The following is a 22,548-nucleotide window of genomic DNA, read 5'->3' as shown; positions in this document are numbered from 1 at the left end:
TAAATCGAAACATCATGAATACTAATAGTAATGTATATACTATAATTTATGCTTCGGTAATGGTTGTTATCGTTGCATTCCTTCTTGCTTTTGTATCATCATCTTTGAAAGATGTTCAGTACAAGAATATTGAACTGGATACAAAGAAGCAGATTCTTTCTGCTCTTAATCTTAAAGAGGTTCAGAATGCAGAAGCAGATTACAAGAAACATGTTAAGGAAGATATGTTGGTTCAGCCTGATGGAACATTGGCTAAGAACGAAGGATCTTTCCAGACCTCTTATAAATCCGAATTAGCAAATAACCGTCTTCACGTATTTGTATGTGATGTAGACGGTGCTACCAAATATGTTATCCCTGTATATGGAGCAGGACTTTGGGGCCCTATCTGGGGTTATGTAGCACTTAATGATGATAAGGATACAGTTTATGGTGTATACTTCTCTCATCAGGGTGAGACTCCGGGACTTGGAGCTGAAATCTCAACAACTAAGTTCCAGAACCAGTTTACCGATAAGAAAGTCATGGGTGATGGTAATATTGCTCTTGGCGTAGCAAAATTTGGTAAGGTGACAGATGCGGCGCATCAGGTAGATGGTATCTCAGGTGGTACAATTACTTCAAATGGTGTTAATGCATGATAAAGGATTGTCTTAAGATGTATACCAATTTTTTAAATGTTAAACAATAAGAGGAGGAACAATAGAATATGAGCGAATTATTTTCTAAAAAGAATAGAGAAGTTCTTTTAACTCCACTTGGAATGAATAACCCGGTAACAGTTCAGGTACTTGGTATCTGTTCTGCACTAGCAGTAACTTCTCAGCTTAAACCTGCAGTAGTAATGGGGTTGTCTGTAGCTATCATTACAGGTTTTTCGAATTTCGTAATCTCTTTGTTGCGTAAGACAATACCTAACCGTATACGTATCATCGTTCAGTTGGTTGTCGTTGCTACACTGGTTACTATAGTAAGTGAAATATTGAAAGCATTTGCTTACGATGTAAGTGTACAGCTTTCTGTCTATATAGGTTTGATTATTACAAACTGTATTCTTATGGGTCGTCTTGAAGCTTTTGCAATGATGAATGGCCCTTGGGAATCATTCCTTGATGGTATCGGTAATGGTATAGGTTATGCTAAGATTCTGGTAATTGTAGCATTTATACGTGAGTTGTTTGGTGCCGGAACACTATTTGGTTTCCAGGTAATACCACAATCTCTTTATGATCTTGGTTATATCAACAACGGTATGATGCTTATGCCACCTTTGGCACTTATCATTCTTGCTTGCATCATCTGGTATCAGCGTGCTAAGCATAAAGAACTTCAGGAGAGTAATAATTAATCCCAGTAAAACGAAAAGAATATGGAATATTTAAGTTTGTTTGTAAAGTCCATCTTTGTGGACAATATGATTTTCGCATACTTTCTGGGAATGTGTTCTTACCTGGCAGTATCGAAAAATGTCAAGACAGCGTTAGGACTTGGTATTGCGGTTACATTTGTATTAGTTGTAACTCTTCCAGTGAACTACCTTCTTGAAAATTATGTATTAAAAGCTAATGCTATCGTTGAGGGTGTTGACTTGAGCTTCCTGAGCTTTATCCTTTTCATTGCCGTTATCGCAGCTATCACTCAGCTTGTTGAGATGGCGGTTGAAAAATTCAGTCCTACACTTTATGCATCTCTAGGTATATTCTTGCCACTCATAGCTGTAAACTGTGCTATTATGGGTGCATCATTGTTTATGCAACAACGTCATTTCTTAGATGTTGGTGAAGCTACAACATACGCTCTTGGTTCAGGTATTGGTTGGTTGCTTGCCATAGTAGGTCTTGCAGCTATCCGTGAGAAATTAGCTTATTCGGATGTACCAGCTCCATTGAGAGGACTTGGCATCACATTTATTACAGTAGGTCTTATGGCTATGGCATTTATGTGCTTCTCTGGTCTTAAAATATAAAAGGAAAAAACAATGGATACAAATTTAATTTTAGCTAGCATTGGAGTATTCCTTGGAATTATACTCTTGCTTGTAATAATGCTGCTTGTAAGTAAGAGATTCCTTACTCCAAGTGGAAATGTGAAGTTGACAATAAACAGTGACAAGACTATAGATGTAGAACAGGGCTCTACTCTTTTGAATACTCTTTCAGTAAATGGAGTATATCTATCATCAGCTTGTGGTGGTAAAGGTTCTTGCGGACAGTGTAAATGTCAGGTTGTTGAAGGTGGCGGTGACATACTTCCATCTGAAAAGGGACATTTCTCACGTAAACAACAGCAGGACCACTGGAGACTAGGTTGCCAGGTTAAGGTTAAGAGTGACATGAGCATCAAAGTTGCTGATTCTGTTCTTGGCGTTAAAGAGTGGGAGTGTGAGGTTATCAGCAACAAGAACGTTGCAACTTTCATCAAGGAATTTATTGTTGCTCTTCCTGAAGGTGAGCACATGGATTTCATCCCTGGTTCGTATGCACAGATCAAGATCCCTACATACGATATGGATTACGATAAGGATATCGACAAGAGCCTTATTGGTGATGCTTATCTGCCTGCTTGGAAAAACTTCGGTTTATTCGGATTGAAATGTAAGAATACAGAAGAGACTATCCGTGCTTACTCTATGGCTAACTACCCAGCTGAAGGAGATAGAATTATGCTTACAGTACGTATTGCAACTCCACCATTCAAGCCAAGAGAACAAGGCCCTGGATTTCAGGATGTAATGCCAGGTATAGCATCTTCGTATATATTTACTCTTAAACCAGGTGATAAAGTTACAATGAGTGGCCCTTACGGAGAGTTCCACCCAATATTCGACTCTAAGAAAGAGATGATGTGGATTGGTGGTGGTGCCGGTATGGCTCCTCTTCGTGCTCAGATTATGCATATGACTAAGACATTGCATACTACTGATCGTGAAATGCACTACTTCTATGGTGCTCGTGCATTGAACGAGGTATTCTATCTACAGGATTTCTTAGATATTGAGAAGGAGTTTCCTAACTTCCACTTCCATCTTGCTCTTGACCGTCCTGATCCAGCAGCAGATGCAGCAGGTGTTAAGTATACTCCGGGATTCGTTCACAGCGTTATCTATGAAACATACCTGAAAAATCATGAAGCTCCTGAAGATATAGAGTACTACATGTGTGGTCCTGGTCCTATGTCTAAAGCTGCTCAAGATATGCTTGACAGTCTTGGAGTTGATCCAAGTTCTATCATGTTCGACAACTTTGGCTAGTTAATCGAATGTAAGGTACAAATTAGTACTATAAACTATAAAAGGAGTAGTAATACGCTTATAATAGCGATTACGACTCCTTTTTCCTTTGTTAAAATTATCATCTGGGAATAACTTTGAGCATATTTGTATAAGTGACTAAAGTTACAAAATATCGAATTTAAATACTATGAGCAAGGTATCAATCAGATTCTACAATGATCATGAAGTTCGTGCTGTTTGGGATGATGAGCGTTCCAAATGGTGGTTCTCTGTATTGGATATCATTGGAGCTATCAATTCTCAAGATGACTATCAGAAAAAGCGTAATTATTGGAAATACCTTAAAACGAAACTCAAAAAAGAGAAACTTCAGTTGGTTAGTGTCACTAACCAACTGAAGTTTCTAGCTGCGGATGGTAAGGAATACAATACTGATTCGCTTGATGCAGAGTATCCCATCGGTAAACTGCGTCTTCTATCTGTAACATAGCTATCTATCTTTACATACAAAAAAAGATATGGTATACTGGATATTAGATTATTTCAAGATCCTTTATGATCAATATAAGTCATCAGGAGTGAGTGTAAGGGAGTTCTGCAAGGGACAAGGTTTAAAAGAAAATAGTTTTTACTATTGGATAAACATAATAAAGAAACGTACCGTCCCTTCCCCTAATCCTTCAAATAAATTTCTTCCTATAAGTCATGAATGTGCGAGGAACTTATTAGAAACTTCCAGGTCACAGGAAACACGCCATCCACAGATACACAATGTGAAACTGACTTATCCTAATGGTGTTGTCTTGGAAATTGACAATGTTAGGGACATGGATGCTATAATGAAATTACTTACGCTAGATTAAAGACCAGAATCATTCATACCAGGACGCTGCTAAACTAAGAAGTCGATTGGCATATCCTATTATGGTAAGATTTGAAAAGTGGCTTGTTGCAGAACATCCAAAAGTTCTCAAGGGCAGTCCTATAGAAAAAGCAATTCTATACACATATAAACGTTTTGATAAATTATCACGTTACCATCTTGATGGCAGATACTTTATAGACAACAATGGCATAGAAAATGCAGCCATACCGGTAGCTTTAGGCAGGAAGAATTTGTTTTGCCAAAATGATGACACTGCTGAAAGTACAGCCATTATATACAGTTTTATGGGATGTTGCAAAGGTGCAAATGTAGACTTTAGAAAATGGATGATATATTTTTTAGATCATGTGCATGATTATGACAAGGATTATTCTAGAGACTTAGCTGATTTACTTCCTGATAGATTGAAAGCAAATGGAGTTATTTGAAATCCATTACTTCCACGAAAACCACTACATATAGGACATCCATTATAATTTACAATCTATAAGTACAAGACGCAGTTTGCTGATGGCATACGATGGAAGTTACCTCATACTGAAAAGGACAGATAATGTAGTCCGAATTGGCGAAGATGGGAATAAGTCCTTGCTGGGTAAGATTACCGGGAGCATCAATGAGAATGACTCCCTGCATCTTCCGAAGGTTTGTCATCAGGTTTTGTACATTCGTGGCATTGGCAATATTGAAAGGCTGAATGTTATAAGGAATAGTTACATCCTTGTATTTCTAAAGGTCTGCCTTGCGCCTGAAACTGATCGTCTTCTGGACGTCACAGTCAATAACAAGAACCTTCTTCCGGTGGGCTACCAAATAATTGGCAAATAGCGTACACAGCGTTGTCTTGCCTACACCGCCTTTTTGATTGGCAAAAGTAATAATGATGTTGTCTTGCATATACGTTCACTCGTTGTAAAGTTTAAACAAACTCCTTTTTGATAGGCCGATTATGAGAGGGGTCGGGCCCCAGAACAAGTAAACGTTGACGATGTACCAGTCATCATGCACCTAAAGTGATCAACTATTAATGCAAAGGTACAAAAATTCAATGAATAAACTATATAATGGTCAAATTCTTTATTGCCTTATTCTCTATTTTTATCTTATTTACGCAAAAACAAGGATATATTACCATTAAATTGACGCTATACGCAATTTATTTAGTAAATTTATCGGGAAATATGATGATCTGTCTGGAATTATTATTACTTTGGTAAGTATAAACAGATTTATAACAGTATTTTTCAATGGAAGCGACAAAAGACATCAATAGATTGAAAGTAGTGCTGGCTGAGAAAAAGCGCACTAATAAATGGTTGGCAGAACAGTTAGGCAAAGACCCTGCGACTGTTTCAAAGTGGTGTACAAACACTGCCCAGCCAGGATTGGAAACGTTACTTCAAATCTCAAAAGTATTGGAAGTAGACGTGAAAGATTTGCTTAATTCTTCACGAGCAGGTGAAGATGTAAAGCTAATTAAATTTTTATAGAAACAAAATACATGAAACAAAACAGTCCATATACAGCAACAATAACCGGATGTGCATTTCTCTTCAATGAGTTTTTGCGCATTCTTCCTTTATTGATGTCCCCAAACTCTGATGAACTACTAAGAGATGAAAAGAAAAATAACCGTATCTTGCAGGTGAACTCGGAAAAGGCAAGACAAACATTTCTCAATGAGTTTAAACGACGGTATAATTCTGTGCCTGCTTCATTTTGGATTGCTTTCATTGACAAGAATGAAAAGACTCAGAGGGCATATTTGCTTTATTCTATATTAAAAGCCTATAAACTGGTCTTTGATTTTCATTTCAATGTCACCGTCAAGCATTGGAATTCGGTGGATAGAACGCTTAGGAAGAATGACATCATGATGGAATTCAGTGAGATTTCTTTGAGAGATGAATTTGTGGATGGCTGGACGGACAATACAAAAGACAGATGTGCCAGTCAGTATTTGACGATTCTTCGTCAGTCCGGACTGTTGCAGGAAAAGACGGATGAGCTGCATGCCATCCATCTTGACGTATCCGATTATGAGTATTACATTCGTAGCGGTGAGGAATGGTTTTTGGAAGCCTGCTTGCTTTATCCTTACGAAGTGAATGATATTAAAACGAAGTTAGCATGAAGAATATGACTTTGCAGGAACTTTACGACTATCTCAATAGTCCGGAATTTAAAGATGTGAAAAGTGGAAATATATTTTATAATTACTACATATACCAATATTCTGCCGCAAAAGAATATGAGATGCAACGTCAAATAGTTGTGTTTAAACAGAATTTGGAACGCCCGAGTAGTTTTATCAATGCCATGCTACTTGATTTGTTTCAAGCCTTTTGTGATTATCTGAAAACCGAAAGATTTGGACCTGATTCGTTATTTGATTTAACATTGGAAGATGATAAGACCCAACCGGATATGGTAACTCAAGAATTGTCAACAGAAGCAAATTCAGACAACTTCATTCATTATGTCCACGACAGGATTGATGAACACCTGAAAATCAACGATGGATTGAACAAACCGTATATCTTTATTCATGGCGTAGGTAAAATGTTTCCGTATCTCCGTACCAATGTATTCCTTACACGTTATGAAAAATACAATGACACGTCGCGATACAAAATTATCCTTTTCTATCCCGGGCATCAGGAAGGAAATTCTTTTTCCTTATTCGATACGCTTGAAGATGCGCATACATATCGTGCAACCTTATTAGTAAACCAATAAATCCCAAGCTATATGAAATTTAAAGATTTGTATGAAAGAGGTCTTGACAGAAAGGTCAACCCTGCGGTTTCTGCATCTGATCTCAGTGAAGATACAATTCTAACTGAAATTGTAGAATATGTATTTACTCAGGAGATTATAGTCAACCTGTACAATATACTTGTAAACATCAAAGTAAATCAAGGCAGTCATGTAGGCATTTGGATTAACGGTTACTATGGTTCCGGTAAATCACATTTCTTGAAATATGCAAGCTATTGCTTGTCAAACAAATATGGCGACATGGCTTTTATCCGACTGATAGAGGCCACTCAGGAATTATTGCTTGGTGACAAAGACACTTCCGTTCTAGAACAGGCGAATGTCTCTCTTTCCGAACTCAAATCACTTCAAAAATGGTATGTGAACAAGGCCGATGTGGAAATGGTTATGTTCAATATAGGTGATGTGCATGATGCCAATGTGGATCATGCCAACACTTTTACCACTATCTTCTGGAACCAGTTTAACGCCCGACGTGGATATAACTCGTTTAACCTGTCCATGGCCCAATATTTGGAAAAAGCATTGGACGATGACGGCAAATTTGAAGAATTCAAGGAGTATGTCAAGAGTAAAGGGTATGATTGGGAGCGCAACATATCACGCTTTGCCGCCGGTCGTTTGGATTTGGCTTTGCAGATGGCCAAGGAAGTGGATCCGGCTTTGGCTATCGATGTCATTCGGGAGAGAATCCTTAAAAACGATGTGAATGTATCCGTAGAAGCATTCGCTGCCGAAATGAAAGAATATCTCGATAATAAGAATAATCGCAATTTTCGCATCATGTTCTTCGTCGATGAAGTAAGTCAGTTCATTGGGGAGCATCGCGACTTGTTGCTGCAGCTCCAGTCACTCGTGAAACGATTAGATGAAGTCTGTGAATCCCAAGTATGGATTTCATGTACCGCCCAGCAGACTTTGGAAGATGTTGTCAAGAATGTGGGCGGTAGCGATACCAATCCTGAAGATGAAGTGGGTAAGATTTTGGGGCGTTTTGAAGTTCGTGCTTCCTTACAAGGAACAAGTCCGGAATACATTACACAAAAGCGTATATTAGACAAAAAAGGAGAAGTGGAAATTCAATTGGAAGACTTGTTTAATAAAAATAAAGCCATGCTCGATGCCCAATTCATTCTTCCCAGTACCTATCAATCCTATAAGAACAAAGAAGACTTTGCAGCCTTCTATCCATTCGTACCCTATCAATTTCAATTGATTATGAGAGTGCTTGATTCTTTCGTCAACATGAACTATGTAGACAAACAAGTGAAGGGCAACGAACGTTCCTTACTGAACATTACATTCTCGATAGCCCAGAAAACCGCAGAATGTGAGGTGGACGAATTCATTCCATTCGACCAGTTCTTTGGTGCCATGTTCCAAGGCTCCATGCAGCATCTTGGTCAGCGTGCTATAGCAAATGCACGTGAAGCCTTGAAACTTATCAAAGATGAAGAAAAGCAATCTTTCTATCGCAGAGTAGTCAATGTTCTTTTTATGGTATGCAACCTTTCTGATGTGGACAAGCAAGGATTCTCAGCTACGATTGACAACATCGTGACGCTCCTGATGACAAAGATGGATGCCAACAAAGCTGTCATCAAGGAAGATGTATCTCAGGTGCTGGCTTTCTTGATGGATAAAGCTGTTATCCGCAAGAATAGAACAGACAATGATACCGAAATCTATGAATTCTATACTGAAGAAGAATCACAAGTAGCTCAGATTATCAAAAATCAAACGGTAGACAGTAACACCTATGCAGAAGAGTTATACAAGATTATCTACGAACACTTTGGCTTTACGCCATCGACCAATAAGGAGACGTATGCAACTCGTTCTTTTAATGTCGGTGGAAATGTAGATGGTAAGAATATTCTTTCGAATAATCCGGATGTGGTGGTTGACTTTCTGACAACGGCAAGTACTGATTCTCCGGATCAGTTCGCATTTACAAATCAATCCAACCACCTGGTATTCTTCCTATATTCTCTGTTCAAAGGCAATCAGGAACTTCGCCAGAACTTTTTGGACTTTTGTCGTGTGCAATGTTTTGCACAGGAACCGGCAATCAGTGAAGAACGCCAGCGTACCAAACGACTATTCCAAGAACGTGCCAAGGATATGTATCAGAAGGATATTAAGCCTAAGTTCAGAGATTTACTCGACAACTGTCCTGTTATCTCCGGACAAGACATTCTTCCACAATCCGTATTGGGAAATTCGAAGAACAAGGAACGCTACAAAGTGGCAATTACCTATCATCTGCAAAATCTTTATCGTTCTGCAGGATTGGTGAATGAGCAGGAATATCCCAAGACACAAAACGAATTGGCTTCAAAAATACTTCGTCCCATCGAACCGACTTTACTTGACATTCCTCTCACTAACGCAGAGAAGAAAGTGAAAGACTTCCTCGATCGATCGCCTCATGATGTGACGGTGTCAGATATTGTACGTCAGTTCGCCAAGGTGCCTTATGGATGGGCAGACTGTTGCAGTATTTATGTGGTGAATGAACTGGTACGGCGTCATTTATATGCCTACAACTACAACAATAATCCAAATGTTAACCGTGAAGATGTAGCTCGAAATATTGTCAGGGATGCCAGCAGATTCACTATTGAGCCGGCCAAAGCTATTTCACAGGATGTGTTGAATGCATTCATCGAAGCATGGAAGCATATTTTCAATGTCGTATCCATCAAGGGTAGCAATGACTCTACTGAGTTGTACCGCAATTGTAAGGAGACCAAAGATAGTGCACTCAGCCGTTTGCTTGTTCATTACCGTGAACTTTTCAAGACAGTAAACGGTTGTCCGTTTGCAAGCGTAATAGAAGAAGCCATTACACTGATGGAGAAATGGACGACTATCCGCGATCCGAAAGACTTCTTTGTAACCATTACGGATGCCAAGGAGAGCGCATCTGCTCTGTTTGATAAATGCAAGAGCATCAATTTATTTGTTGACGACCAGTTTGATATGTTCAAGAAGGTAAAGAAATTCCTTGATGAAAACCGTGATAATTTTGCCTTCCTACCGGAAGATCAGAAAGAAGTGCTCGTTTGTCTGAAAGCCATGAATGAAGATATGGAACCTTGGGAGCACATGCCTTCTTACAAGAAGATAATGACTAATCTGAATGGACGTTTGAACGAGTGCAAATCATCCCTTATAGAAACTATCAAGACCGGTTACAACAAAGTTTTTGATGAGTTGGAAGAATATGCTGCCGGTATAAAAGTCGACAGGGATAAGTTTGCCACACGAGATACGACTATCCTGCAAAAGACCAATAGCAACAATTTTTATGCACTGCAAGCCAATGCGAATGTAGCAGGTTTTTATGAAGAGCAGATGAAGCTTATCAACGAAGCTGTTCCAAAGCCGCCGGTTTCCAGACCTTATCCTCCTGCACCAGAAGGAAATGGCGTTGTGAAAGAACCGACTGTCACCCCACGTACCCGCAGAATTGTGCATTTGAATACGCACACTACCCATCCCATACATTCGGAGGAAGACATTGACTTATATCTGCAGCGATTGAAAGAACAACTGATGCAGTACATCGGTGGCGGCAACGATATTATTGTTTCATAACAACGGAAAAAATGGACACGAATAAACTGAAACGCTTCGCCGGTGAAGCTCGCAATATATTGATTGACGGTGTGAAACAACGCCTCTCTGCTTTAGGTATCAGGGAGGATGGTACTATAACGGAAAAGCCTGAGCTGAAAGATGGCGGTGCTGTCTTTATGGGTGACACCCAAACTGTGGATTTTTATGATCAGTTTGAGTCCTTGTCCAATCAGTTGAAAAATCACTCTTGTCGTGATGTGATAGAGGAAGTGGTTTACACATGGTTTAACCGTTTGGTAGCCATTCGTATCATGGCAAAGAATGGGTTGATTCCTCCTGTGTTGGAATATGAGAGCGAGCAAAACCGCGTTCCTGTTTTGGTGTCAGATGCCCGTCAAGGCAGAATGCCGCAGATGAATGAAGAAAGCCTTCAGAAGCTGGAAGTGCTTTTGGCTAATGATGCGCTGACTGATGAGCAGTTTCAGGTATTGATTGTAGCTTATTGCCATAACAATCCAGTTATCAACAAGTGCTTTGGCACTATCTCAGACTATACTGAATTGTTGTTGCCAAACAATATCTTGAAAAAAGGCGGATTTATTGACCGTCTCAATGACGATGATTACATTTCGGATGAAGATTACAAGTCGCCCGAACTGATAGGTTGGCTCTATCAGTTCTATATATCCGAGCGCAAGGATGAGGTGTTTGCCAAGAAAGGCAAGTTTGAAGCTGATGAGATTCCGGCAGCCACCCAGATATTCACGCCCAACTGGATTGTGAAGTACATGGTGCAGAACAGCGTGGGGCGCATCTATTTGGACAACAACCCTTATTCTGACATCAAGAAAGGAATGCAATATTTGGTAGAACCTGCCGAACCGACCCCCACCGATGCCATCTATCATTTTGATGACATTCACGATTTGACGTGTGCCGACTTGGCATGCGGCTCCGGTCATATTCTAAATGAATGCTTCGATTTGCTCTATCAGATTTACATTGAAGAGGGGTACAATCGGAGAAAGGCTATAGAAAATATCTTTCGTTACAATCTGACAGGGGTAGACATTGATACTCGTGCCAAACAGTTGGCTACATTTGCACTGCTGCTGAAAGCCTGTCAGAAAGACATCAGTTTTGTGGATGCCCATTGCATGCCACGAGTGTTGGATATGCCTCATTGCAATCTCCATACTTGGGAAGAGCTGAAAGGACATCTATGCTGTGCCTTGGAGTTACCTTGTACATCTGAAAAGATAAACAAAGAACTTGATGATGCTTTCCAGCTGTTGGGTGATGCAGAGACTTTAGGTTCCATCATGAAGTTCGACATTAGCGAGGAAACACGAACTTTCCTGATGAATTGCATCAAAGAACAGACAAAGCAACACGAACATAAAGACAACTTCAGAGATTTGTTTGCGGGATTTGAAATGATATTGACATTAACCAACAAATATTCGGCATTGGTGATGAATCCGCCGTATATGGGTGGAGGCAATATGAATAGTGTGTTGAGTAAATATGTGAAGGATAATTATGAAGAAGGGAAAGCAGACCTTGCTACTGTATTTGTACAGCATATGGCAAAGATGACATATAAGCATGGTAAATACGGTTTTATTATCCCTCCATCATGGATGTTCTTAAGTACGTTTGAAAGACTTCGGAAGGATATAATTGATAATCGTTCTATCGATTCTTTACTTCATCTTAGTCGTGGAGTATTCGGAGCTGACTTCGGTGCATCATCTGTAGTGATAAGTAATACTAAATCAGAAAATGCAAAGGGAACTTATTTCCGTTTGATAGAACGTACATTTCAAGAATTTGATCAAAAACATCTTCAACAGCTTTTTGAGAAAACATTGGCTAATCATGATTTCAAATACTATTTCAAGGAGTATAGCAAGGATGTTCTTGAATTACCATATTCTGATAAAGGTAACAAAATCTACTATTCTAATGTACTACAGAAGAATTTTGAGAAGATTCCAGGTTGCCCGATAGGGTATTGGGTAAGTGAAAAGGTTACTTCAGCATTTTCAGACAATACTATTGGAGATTTTTCATTTTCTGATGGTAAAAATGTTACGGGTGACAATGAGAGGTTTCTTCGTTATTTATGGGAGGTTTCTTGTACTAAAATAGGAAAACAATGTAAGTGGATGCTTCAAACAAAAGGTGGTGAGGCAAGGAGATGGTATGGAAATACCATGAATGTTATTGCATGGTCCAAAGACGATATTGAATTCTATCATAAAAACAAAATGTCTAGAGTTATAAAAGAATATCTGTGGTACAGAACTGGCATTACTTGGTCTAAAATATGTTCTGGTAAAGCAACATTTCGTTATTTGAGAGAAGATTCAACATTTGATGAGGTAAATATTACTCCAAATAACTCCAATAGTCTCTACAGCGAACTTGGAGCATTAAATTCTAAGGTTACTAATTACCTACTAGATATTGTAAATCCGACTTTTAGTGTTCAAACTGAAAACATTCTAAAAATGCCATTTTCTGATATTGATGTTGTAACTGATATAGTTCAACAAAACATCACCCTATCCAAAGCCGATTGGGATGCTCATGAAACCAGTTGGGATTTTCAGAGTAATGAGATCATGGCCTTAGACACTGATGCGAAGTATGCCGACACGATAAACGAAATTTACGAAGGCACAGGAATGATGGTTGATTTGGCAGCTCCACAGTTGAACAGTTTGGAATGGCGCACTCGTATCATCAAACAGAAATGGGAACGCAAGTTTATGCAGCTCCACGCCAACGAAGAAGAACTCAACCGTCAGTTCATCAGCATCTATGGTCTCGAAGATGAACTCACTCCCGATGTTCCACTCGATGAAATCACCATTCTGCAACAAGGAGAGATTTCGATAGAAGATAACGCTATAGTATGGCATGACGATGTGCTCATGAAGCAACTCATCAGCTATGCCGTAGGTTGCATGATGGGGCGTTACAGCATCGACAAGCCCGGACTAATTCTTGCTAATCAAGGGGACGGACTAAAAGAGTATGATGCTCTTGTACCCAACTGTCGATTCGCGATAGACGATGATGGGATTATTCCAATTATGCCTGCCAATACTGAGTTTACAGATAACATTACATTAAGATTCAAGACATGGCTTAGCACTGTCTTTGGAGAGGATTCTTTGATAGGAAATCTGAACTACATAGAAAAATCACTTGGCAAGCGATTGGATGATTATTTTGTGAAAGACTTCTGGAAATACCACAAGAAGATGTATCAGAACCGTCCCATCTACTGGCTGTTCAGTAGCAAGAAAGGCGCATTCCAGTGCATCGTATACATGCACCGCATGAATGCCTACACAGCCGAAAAGGTGCGCACCAACTATCTGTTGCCTCACATAGAATGGCTGATAAACAAACAGAGCGAAATGCAGACCAAAGCAGCCGACCTCTCCACTCGCGAGCGTAAGGAGATGGACAATATAGGCAAGCAGATAGAAGAGTGTCGTGAATACCACGACCGCCTTCATGCAGTAGCTGACAAGCAAATAGCTTTCGACTTAGATGATGGCGTAGTAGTTAACTACGCCAAGTTCGGAGATGTATTGATGAAATTGAAATAAATAAGAATTACTTTAATAGCTAATCAGACAATGACAACAGAAGATATACTTAAAATAAAAGACCATGGAGAAATGAGTACGGTTCAATTCAAGGAACGGCTCATGAATAAGTATGATATTGGATGCGAATTGGTAGCATTCAGTAATACCCATGGCGGAAAATTAATTATAGGAATCAATGACGAAACAGGGGAAATAAATCCATTATCGTATAGTGAAGTTCAAGAAGTAACTAATCTCTTGGGAAATGTTGCTTCTGAGAATGTTGTCCCCAATATTCTCCTTTCTATAGAAACTGTTTCTGTAGAAGGTGGTGCACTTGTCATTGCAACTATTAAGGAAGGACTGAACAAACCTTATCATGATAACAAAGGTATAGTATGGGTAAAGAATGGTGCAGACAAACGCAAGGTGTTTGATAATGCAGAATTGGCCGAGATGATGGCCGATTGCGGTAATTTTATGCCGGATGAAGCTGCCGTAAACAATGCGACCGTTGATGATTTGGATGAAAAGACGATCAAGACTTTTCTTAATAATAAATTTGGGACTGTACTCCAGAAGAAAGGATTGACAGGAGATAAGTTTAAACAAGCGACTCTTGATGATGTATGCGGAACAATAGCCCAGGGGCATGATAAAGTAAAACTACTTGGAAATCTGCATTTCATTCTTCCAAATGGGAAATTAACGGTTGCCGCAATTCTCCTTTTTGCTAAATACACACAACGATGGTTACCTGTTATGACCGCCAAGTGCATCAGTTTCGTAGGAAACTTCATAGGAGGAACTCAATTCCGTGACAAGGTAAATGACACAGACATGGAAGGCAACTTGCTCCATCAGTTTGAAACCATTATGAGTTTCTTTACTCGTAACCTAAAAACGGTTCAAGTAAAGAAAGAATTCAATTCACAAGGACAGTTGGAAATACCTTATACATGTCTGGTGGAACTTGTCGTAAATGCTTTGGTACACCGGTCTCTGAACTGGAAGGCTCCAATCCGAATTTTTATTTTTGACGACAGAGTGGAAATCCATAGTCCGGGTACACTTCCCAATGGATTGTCGGTTGATGACATCGTAGCAGGAACTTCCATGCCACGAAATAATTTCTTGTTTGCTAATGCCATTTACCTCCTACCTTATACAGGGGCAGGCAGTGGAATACAACGAGCCATGAGCGAAGATAATAGACTAACATTCTCAAACAATGAGGCTTTACATGAATTTGTGATAACTATTGCAAGGGATTTAAATACAGACTCTGACTCTTTATCGCCGGACTTAGACACTAAAAGGAGAGACTTAGACACTGACTCTGACACTTTATTGACGGACTTAGACACTAAAAGGCAAAACTTAGACACTGACTCTGACATTTTATTGACGGACTTAGACACTAAGCAACACTTTAAATTGAACAACAAACAAAAAGATGTTGTCAATTACTGTAACATACCGCGTAGCAGTAGGGAAATACTTGACAGAATAGGTGTAACAAACCATACGAAAAATAGAGAAAAATATATAAATGTATTGGTTGATGGAGATTATCTGGAAATGACCAATCCTGAGAACCCAAATGCAAGTAATCAAAAGTATCGTAGGAAAATTAAGAAATAATATATGAGTACAGTCATAGATAAAATATATAATTACTTTGAACGTGATCCGGAGTTGAAAGTGTTGTTCATCTTCAATGACGAATTCCTTGCAATGGAGCTGGAAGAAGCTCAATGGAAGGACGGTTATCGTTATGTAGATTTTAAAGGAGACTGGTTCACTACCAAATATAAATTGGATACAGAATGGGCGAATGATAAGGTCGTTCTGTATTTTCATCAAGACTCACCATTACAAAAGAAGTCTTTGCAAGAGAAATTTCCATTATTGGATGTACTTGTCGCCAATATGGAATACCATCATCAGGACTATGCAGCCTATATGCAACAATACGGACTGCCGGCCAGCATGACCACTTTTGTGGAGAAAAACATTCAACAACTCCAGTCTGACAGAATGCTCAAAATGCTGCAAACATACTATGTAGATAAGAGCATCTCACAGGATATTGCCATCAGAGCCTTTCTCTCTTCATATATGGGGCTGACACGCGTACTGGATTGGGATAATATTATCTTGAGAATATTATTTCAAGGTCGTATCTCCGAGCGAAGCAAGCAAACAAGCTTCTACGTGAAATTAAAGGCTGCTCCTATGATAAAGGCCGCCTTGGACGAACGACTTGAAAAAATCTTTGGCTGTTCGATTGATATGAGTACGGAAGTTAAGGTAGAGAAATTGGTACAAGTATTGAAATACAATGCTATAGCTCAGAACCTTGCACCGGTGAGTGCAGATAATTATAAGGCTATCAGAATCACAGATTCTTTAGCACTACAACAAATGAACAGTATTTTGGAATTGGCGTTGAGCCAGCCAAAAATAGCAGAGGCTTTAGTCGAGGTCTTTCAGGAATTGGGAAAGGATATTCATGATGATGACTTTATCAAATGGTATGGTACAGATGCCAATTATTACTATATTCCTGACCAGTTGTGCATTCCCATTCTTCGTACATTAATGGAACAATCAATTGCAGAAGAGCCAAAGAAGGTCTTTGACAGATTGGAGGAGTTGATGATAAAGCATAGTGATAATGGCGAGCTGGGCATGGTGATGGATTATGACATTCTCGTAGCTCGTTTTTATGAGTGTGCCTTATCACTTGGCTCTCTCACATTGAATCACCCTGATGATTATCTTGATAAGTATCGTAGTGAATATTTCCTGATAGACCAACTTTACCGTTTGTCTATTGAAAACTATTACAAGATTAGTCCTTCTATCAGCCTTTATGAAACCGTTCAAAAGGTGAAACTTGCATTGGATAGTCATTATGCAAAACTCTGCAACCGAATCAATCTGGAATGGATGCGTTGTGTGAAAGAAGCTGGGGGAATGACTGCTGTTCATGCGCTTCGGCAGGAGGATTTTTATGAAAGCCAGATCAAGCCTATTCAGAAAAAAGTGGTAGTCATCGTCAGTGATGCCTTTCGCTATGAAGTGGCGCAAGAGCTCATTGGAGTACTTGCAAAAAGAAAGCACATAGCCCATCTGAACTTAGGGATAGCCATGCTTCCATCGGAAACAAAGTTTTGCAAACCGGCGTTACTTCCACATCGTGAATTGAGATTGTATGGTGAGGAGAATGGAACACAGAATATGGGCGTGGACAATAGAATATTGGATTCTACAGGCAAACGAACAGAACAAGTGGATTCCTATCGTTCCGGGGCTATTTGTGTGGATTATGAAGTGGTCGGTAAATATGATCAAGAGAAGAATCGTGAGATCTTTAAGCATCCTCTTGTCTACGTGATGCACAATACCATTGATGATAAGAGCCATGGAGCAACGGCAAAAGAGGTAGCTGAAAGTTGTCGTGATGCCATCAATGAATTGGAAATGCTCGTCCATAAGATTCACGAAACATATAATGTTACAGAAGTTTATATAACATCTGACCATGGATTTCTCTTCAATGACCAGGACTTTAAAGAGAAGGATAAACATAAAGTTGCAGAAGAGGTTCTGGAAAAGAGTTCACGTTATTATCTTACCAAAGTTGCAGACGCTGTTCCAGGCATCGTAAAATTTCCATTGTCGGAAGTATCAGAAATGAATGCCAAAGATATATATGTAGCTGTACCGGAAGGAACAAACCGCATGGCTGCACCTTCCGGTGGATATTTGTTTACTCATGGTGGAGCTTCTTTGCAGGAATTGATTATCCCTGTCATCGTTAGTCGTCAGGAACGGGGGAATACAAAACCGCCTGTAGGTGTAATGGTGCTTGACAGAAATTTGTCTATTCAGGCTTCACGACTGCGCTTTAAACTTTTGCAGACAGATGCTGTAAGTATGGATATGACGGAACGCACCATTAATGTTGCTTTGTACTATAATGATCAGGCTGTTACGCCGGTCAAGGAATTTGTATTGGATAATACTGATGCTATTTTGGATAATCGTAAAGTATTAGTTGATTTGACACTGAACCAAAATGTAAATGCAAAGGTACTTCAATTGAAAGTATATGATAAGGATCATCCTCTCAATCCTCTCATCAAAGAGAATGTAATGAATAATACGCTTATTGGTAATGATTTCGATTTTTAAAACTGAATGACTATGAATTTACAAGATAAAGTGATGGATGCCTTTATTGGCAAAGTTGTACGTAAGGATTTGGCTTTTCTTGTCAAAGGAGGCTTGCCTGTGCCTACCTATGTATTGGAATATCTACTCGGACAATATTGTGCCAGCAATGATGAAGAAGTGATTGCGGAGGGCTTGGAAAAAGTAAAACAGGTTATTCAAAATAATTATGTTCACCGGGCCGAAGCTGAGTCTGTAAAAGGACTCATCAGGGAGAATGGCCGCCATCGCATTATAGATAAAGTGACGGTTCTTTTAAATGAGAAATCCGATGAATATCAAGCTTATTTTTCCAATCTTGGACTGAGTAATGTACCTATTGGTACAGAATATGTAAAGAAGAATCCCAAATTACTGAGTGGCAATGGAGTATGGTGCATTGTGACAGTGGGCTATATATCCGGTGAAGAAGTGAAAGTACGTTGGGAAATACAAAATCTGAAACCTATTCAAATCAGTAATATTGATATTCAAGAATATATAGACCAACGGAAGAATTTTACTACTGAGGATTGGATTGATTTTCTCATCCATACCATTGGATTAAATCCTGAAAAGTTTAACCGTAGAGAAAAATTGATTTCGTTGGCACGATTGCTGCCACATGTAGAAAACAACTTCAACTTTATGGAGCTGGGACCAAAAGGTACAGGTAAGTCACATGTATTTCAAGAACTCTCTCCCTATGGGGTTCTTGTGTCTGGTGGTGATGTTACCAGTGCTCGTCTTTTTGTAAAGATGAGTGGAAATAAGGAAATTCTTGGTTTGGTGGGATATTGGGATGTTGTGGCTTGGGATGAGTTTGAACAGCAGAAAGGCAGAACAACGGATGCTGTGCTTATTGATACCATGCAGAATTATTTGGCCAATAAATCGTTTAATCGAGGAAAAGGAACTCATGAAGCATCTGCATCAATGGTATTTGTGGGAAACACTAAGCATACCGTGCCATTCATGCTGAAGAACAGTCATCTTTTTGAAAGCATTCCAACCTCGTTTGTCAAAGGTGCATTCTTGGATCGTATTCATTTGTACAATCCGGGATGGGAAATAAAGATGTTGAAGAAGGATTCTTTTTCTAAAGGCTATGGCCTTATCACAGACTATATTGCTGCTGTTCTACACGAATTGCGTAATAATGATTTGACAAATATGTTGAAAGACTATGCCAAGTTTGATCCTTCTCTATCTGAACGTGATCATCTGGCTATTCGTAAAACATTCTCGGGTATGGTGAAACTGCTTTATCCGGATTTGAAGATGACAGATGAAGAGGCCTTCGAGTTAGTAGATTTTGCTGCTGAAGGACGCAAACGGGTGAAAGATCAGCTATATCTCATTGATGAAACGTTTAAGGCTGATCCTGCATTTTTCAAGTACACGAATTTAAAAACAGGAGCAGAAATTCATGTGGAAACATTAGAAAGATTAAGCAATCCTCAGATAGTGCCGGCATATATACCTTATCCAACAAATAATACACCACTTGCAGATGATATAGAAGAAATAAATAAATCAGAGGATATAAACGAAGAGTATGCAAATGAAACAAAATCACGTCCACGCATTTCCATACTTGAGGAAAAGAGCCTTTCATTCCGTATGGGACAGACTGGTGTCTCTTATGAAAAACTTTTCGCGCCTTATCTGGAAAAAGCAGGAGAGATTACCATAGAAGATCCTTATATCCGTACTTCTTGGCAAATCAAGAATTTTATGGAGTTCGTAACGATGCTAATCGATACACGTCCAGTGGATGACTTGAAATTGAAACTGATAACGAAAGAAGAGGATGAAAAGATCCCGGATCTGATAGATCATTTTGATGACATAAAAGATGACTTGGCCGGATATGGCATCGATTTCGAATATGAGTTTAGTGATTTCCATGACCGTTGCATCAAGACTGATACAGGATGGACGATAGCGATGGGTAGAGGATTAGACATTTTTGAAAAGTACAATACATATTCTGTGGCTATGTCCCGTCAAGATAAAAGAAAATGTAAAGATTTTATGGTGACGTACATCAAAGGATGATATTAAATATTATTGTTATGAATTTGGAACAATATTGAATGACGATGTCAACAAATAATAATGCATCTTTACGTTATCTTATTTTAGATAGGTGTTTTAGCAACACTCATCATCAATATACCATTGACAATTTACTTGAAATTGTCAATGAAAAATTAGGAGATAAAGGCGGTCGCTCTATAAGTATCCGGCAACTTCGCAAAGACATTCAGGATATGCGAGACAGAGTAATGTATGACGCTCCAATTACGGCATATCCGTTGGAGGGTCGGAAATGTTATTATCGTTATTCCGATCCGGATTTTTCTATCTTCAATAACGAATTATCTTTAGAAGAAATTGAGAATCTTCGTGCCACGATAGAGATGTTGGGTAAATATCGGGGAATTCCTGCTAATGCCTGGGTAGAAGAAGTGGTGTCAAGTCTTGAATATCGTTTTGGTATAAAAGCGAATCCTGAAAATCTGATTTCATTTGAACAAAATGAACAACTAAAGGGATTGGAATATCTTTCAACTATTATTGATGCAACCATCAACCATCAACCTCTTGATATAGACTACTGCACATTTAAGGAAAATAAGATCAGAATGCTTATTCATCCATACTATGTTAAACAGTACAACGGAAGATGGTTTCTATTCGGTTTGGATAATGGACATGATAGAATTGCAAATGTAGCTTTAGATAGAATACAACACATTAATAATACGAGCGTTGTATTCAAGAAAAACAAAAGTGTCGACTTTAGCACTTATTTTGATGATATTATTGGCGTTACTATTCCCCAAGAGAATGTTAATAAAGAATCTATTGTTCTAAGATTCGCTCAAGAAAGATTCCCCTACGTTGTTAGCAAGCCCATCCATCAGTCCCAAAGAATTATAGAAGGAGAGGATTGTGAGGTTGAAATACAAGTAAAGCCCAATAGAGAGTTATACCAGCAGATATTTTCTTTCATTCCGGATATCGAAGTCATATCACCACAATGGCTAAGGAATGAAATAATAAAGAAAATAAATGAAAATTTAAAAAGATTTTCTATTTGTGCAGAATGATTGCATAGTTGCATAATACCTTTGCGAGGTAATTTAAAAACAAAGGATTATGCCAACAAATAAGAATGCTGTAATTAGATATCAAGTACTTGACCGTTGTTTGAGCAATTGGACAAGACGCTTTTATATTGAGGACCTTGTTGAAAGCTGTAACGAAGCTTTATGTCAATATAATGGTGATACTAAAAAAGAAGACGGCATTAAAAAACGTCAGGTTCAAGAAGATCTGAAATTTTTGGAAAGCGAAGAAGGTTATAGAATGGATATCGATGCTATCAGAAATGGTCATCGTGTATATTATCGTTACCATTATAGGGGTGATTCTATCAAAGACCAACCTATAAACCAAGAAGAGCTTGATTTGATTCATGATGCTTTGCTATTGATGAAACGCTTCAAAGGTGTACCGCATTTTGACTGGATGGATGATGTAGAGAGACGACTCTATACGACAAGTCAACTCGGTGAAAATAGTAAATCTGTGATAACATTTCAATCCAATCTGTATTTAAAGGGTATGGATACATATTTTCGTCCCCTCTTTGATGCTATCGTAAACAAACGTGTGATTGAAATTGTCTATCATCCGTTTGGCAGAGATCCACGCACTATCACTATTCATCCGTATCACTTGAAGCAATACAACAATCGTTGGTTCCTTATCGGTAAGCAAACAGATTATGATAAGCAACTGGCAAATATCGCTATTGACAGAATTGAAGGTCTGAAAGAAACATCTAAGTCTTATGAGCCTTTGGATGATGATTTCGATTTTGAGGAGTATTTTGGTGATGTAGTTGGTGTTTCCGTAAATGATACTCCGGTTGAAAATGTGGTACTATACGTGAATGACAGTGTAATTGGATATATAATTACCAAGCCGCTTCATGAATCTCAGTGCTTTATGGCCAATAAAATGGAAGATGGACGTTGGAAAATAACATTGAAGGTAAAGGATAACTATGAACTTAAATCACTGCTTCGTTCATTCGGCGAACAAATAGAAGTTATGTCACCTGCATCATTACGACAAGAGATGAAAGAATCTGCAGATCTCATGAGTAAGATGTACGCCGAAGACAAATAGAATCTAACAATGCATATTGAGTGCAT

At 38.9% G+C, this 22,548-nt stretch carries 15 protein-coding genes and 3 pseudogenes; 17 read left to right on the top strand and 1 reads right to left on the bottom strand.

Annotated features, from left to right (window positions below; all coding sequences use genetic code 11):
* Nucleotides 1-14 precede the first annotated feature (14 nt).
* The 7 genes and pseudogenes from JCM15092_RS14840 to JCM15092_RS04040 all read left to right on the top strand — a co-directional run.
* Nucleotides 15-691: pseudogene (locus JCM15092_RS14840) on the top strand (Na(+)-translocating NADH-quinone reductase subunit C).
* An 18-nt stretch (nucleotides 692-709) separates the two neighbouring features.
* Nucleotides 710-1,348: an NADH:ubiquinone reductase (Na(+)-transporting) subunit D gene (locus JCM15092_RS04065; RefSeq protein WP_024993550.1), complete on the top strand. Its 639-nt coding sequence runs from the start codon at nucleotides 710-712 to the stop codon at nucleotides 1,346-1,348.
* 21 nt (nucleotides 1,349-1,369) lie between these two features.
* Nucleotides 1,370-1,966 carry an NADH:ubiquinone reductase (Na(+)-transporting) subunit E gene (nqrE, locus tag JCM15092_RS04060; protein ID WP_024993549.1) on the top strand — a complete coding sequence of 199 codons (597 nt, stop codon included), beginning with the start codon at nucleotides 1,370-1,372 and terminating at the stop codon, nucleotides 1,964-1,966.
* 12 nt (nucleotides 1,967-1,978) lie between these two features.
* Nucleotides 1,979-3,250 carry an NADH:ubiquinone reductase (Na(+)-transporting) subunit F gene (gene nqrF, locus JCM15092_RS04055; protein ID WP_024993548.1) on the top strand — a complete coding sequence of 424 codons (1,272 nt, stop codon included), beginning with the start codon at nucleotides 1,979-1,981 and terminating at the stop codon, nucleotides 3,248-3,250.
* A gap of 169 nt (nucleotides 3,251-3,419) precedes the next feature.
* Nucleotides 3,420-3,683: pseudogene (locus tag JCM15092_RS04050) on the top strand (cell filamentation protein Fic); the annotation flags it as partial.
* A 67-nt stretch (nucleotides 3,684-3,750) separates the two neighbouring features.
* The gene (gene tnpA / locus JCM15092_RS04045; RefSeq protein ID WP_024993546.1) at nucleotides 3,751-4,095 is read left to right on the top strand and encodes an IS66 family insertion sequence element accessory protein TnpA; all 345 of its coding nucleotides are present in this window, start codon (nucleotides 3,751-3,753) and stop codon (nucleotides 4,093-4,095) included.
* A gap of 25 nt (nucleotides 4,096-4,120) precedes the next feature.
* Nucleotides 4,121-4,546: pseudogene (locus JCM15092_RS04040) on the top strand (IS66 family transposase); the annotation flags it as partial.
* Nucleotides 4,547-4,847: 301 nt separating this feature from the next.
* Here the strand turns inward: JCM15092_RS04040 and JCM15092_RS17330 are convergent.
* On the bottom strand, nucleotides 4,848-5,015 hold the full coding sequence (locus tag JCM15092_RS17330; protein WP_204367506.1) for a ParA family protein: 168 nt from the start codon (nucleotides 5,013-5,015) through the stop codon (nucleotides 4,848-4,850).
* A 350-nt stretch (nucleotides 5,016-5,365) separates the two neighbouring features.
* On the opposite strand from JCM15092_RS17330, the gene JCM15092_RS04030 reads away from it, so the two are divergent.
* Genes JCM15092_RS04030 through JCM15092_RS03985 form a run of 10 tightly spaced genes read left to right on the top strand, consistent with a single transcriptional unit; the run spans nucleotide 5,366 to nucleotide 22,522 of the window.
* Complete coding sequence (locus JCM15092_RS04030) at nucleotides 5,366-5,608, top strand: helix-turn-helix domain-containing protein (protein ID WP_024993543.1); 243 nt, start codon at nucleotides 5,366-5,368, stop codon at nucleotides 5,606-5,608.
* A gap of 11 nt (nucleotides 5,609-5,619) precedes the next feature.
* Nucleotides 5,620-6,252 carry a BrxA family protein gene (locus tag JCM15092_RS04025; protein ID WP_024993542.1) on the top strand — a complete coding sequence of 211 codons (633 nt, stop codon included), beginning with the start codon at nucleotides 5,620-5,622 and terminating at the stop codon, nucleotides 6,250-6,252.
* Nucleotides 6,249-6,857: a BREX protein BrxB domain-containing protein gene (locus JCM15092_RS04020; RefSeq protein WP_235782265.1), complete on the top strand. Its 609-nt coding sequence runs from the start codon at nucleotides 6,249-6,251 to the stop codon at nucleotides 6,855-6,857. The genes JCM15092_RS04025 and JCM15092_RS04020 overlap by 4 nt, the downstream gene beginning before the upstream one ends.
* 12 nt (nucleotides 6,858-6,869) lie before the next feature.
* The gene (gene brxC / locus JCM15092_RS04015; protein WP_024993540.1) at nucleotides 6,870-10,502 is read left to right on the top strand and encodes a BREX system P-loop protein BrxC; all 3,633 of its coding nucleotides are present in this window, start codon (nucleotides 6,870-6,872) and stop codon (nucleotides 10,500-10,502) included.
* Between the two features lie 11 nt (nucleotides 10,503-10,513).
* Nucleotides 10,514-14,113, top strand: coding sequence for a BREX-1 system adenine-specific DNA-methyltransferase PglX (pglX, locus tag JCM15092_RS04010; protein ID WP_024993539.1), 3,600 nt, complete (start codon nucleotides 10,514-10,516; stop codon nucleotides 14,111-14,113).
* 30 nt (nucleotides 14,114-14,143) lie between these two features.
* A complete protein-coding gene (locus tag JCM15092_RS04005; RefSeq protein ID WP_024993538.1) occupies nucleotides 14,144-15,739 on the top strand; it encodes an RNA/DNA-binding domain-containing protein in 1,596 nt (531 codons plus the stop codon).
* Nucleotides 15,740-15,742: 3 nt separating this feature from the next.
* Entirely contained in the window at nucleotides 15,743-18,298 is a 2,556-nt protein-coding gene (locus JCM15092_RS04000) for a PglZ domain-containing protein (RefSeq protein WP_024993537.1), read from the top strand.
* 12 nt (nucleotides 18,299-18,310) lie between these two features.
* Nucleotides 18,311-20,377 (top strand): BREX system Lon protease-like protein BrxL, encoded by a 2,067-nt coding sequence (gene brxL, locus JCM15092_RS03995; protein ID WP_024993536.1) that lies wholly within the window; start codon nucleotides 18,311-18,313, stop codon nucleotides 20,375-20,377.
* 44 nt (nucleotides 20,378-20,421) lie between these two features.
* Complete coding sequence (locus tag JCM15092_RS03990) at nucleotides 20,422-21,435, top strand: helix-turn-helix transcriptional regulator (RefSeq protein WP_024993535.1); 1,014 nt, start codon at nucleotides 20,422-20,424, stop codon at nucleotides 21,433-21,435.
* 49 nt (nucleotides 21,436-21,484) lie between these two features.
* Nucleotides 21,485-22,522, top strand: coding sequence for a helix-turn-helix transcriptional regulator (locus JCM15092_RS03985; protein ID WP_024993534.1), 1,038 nt, complete (start codon nucleotides 21,485-21,487; stop codon nucleotides 22,520-22,522).
* Nucleotides 22,523-22,548 lie beyond the last annotated feature (26 nt).

This window comes from Phocaeicola paurosaccharolyticus JCM 15092 (genome assembly GCF_000613805.1).
GTDB classification, from domain to species: Bacteria; Bacteroidota; Bacteroidia; order Bacteroidales; family Bacteroidaceae; genus Phocaeicola; species Phocaeicola paurosaccharolyticus.
This window is presented reverse-complemented; position numbering and strand designations above follow the sequence as displayed.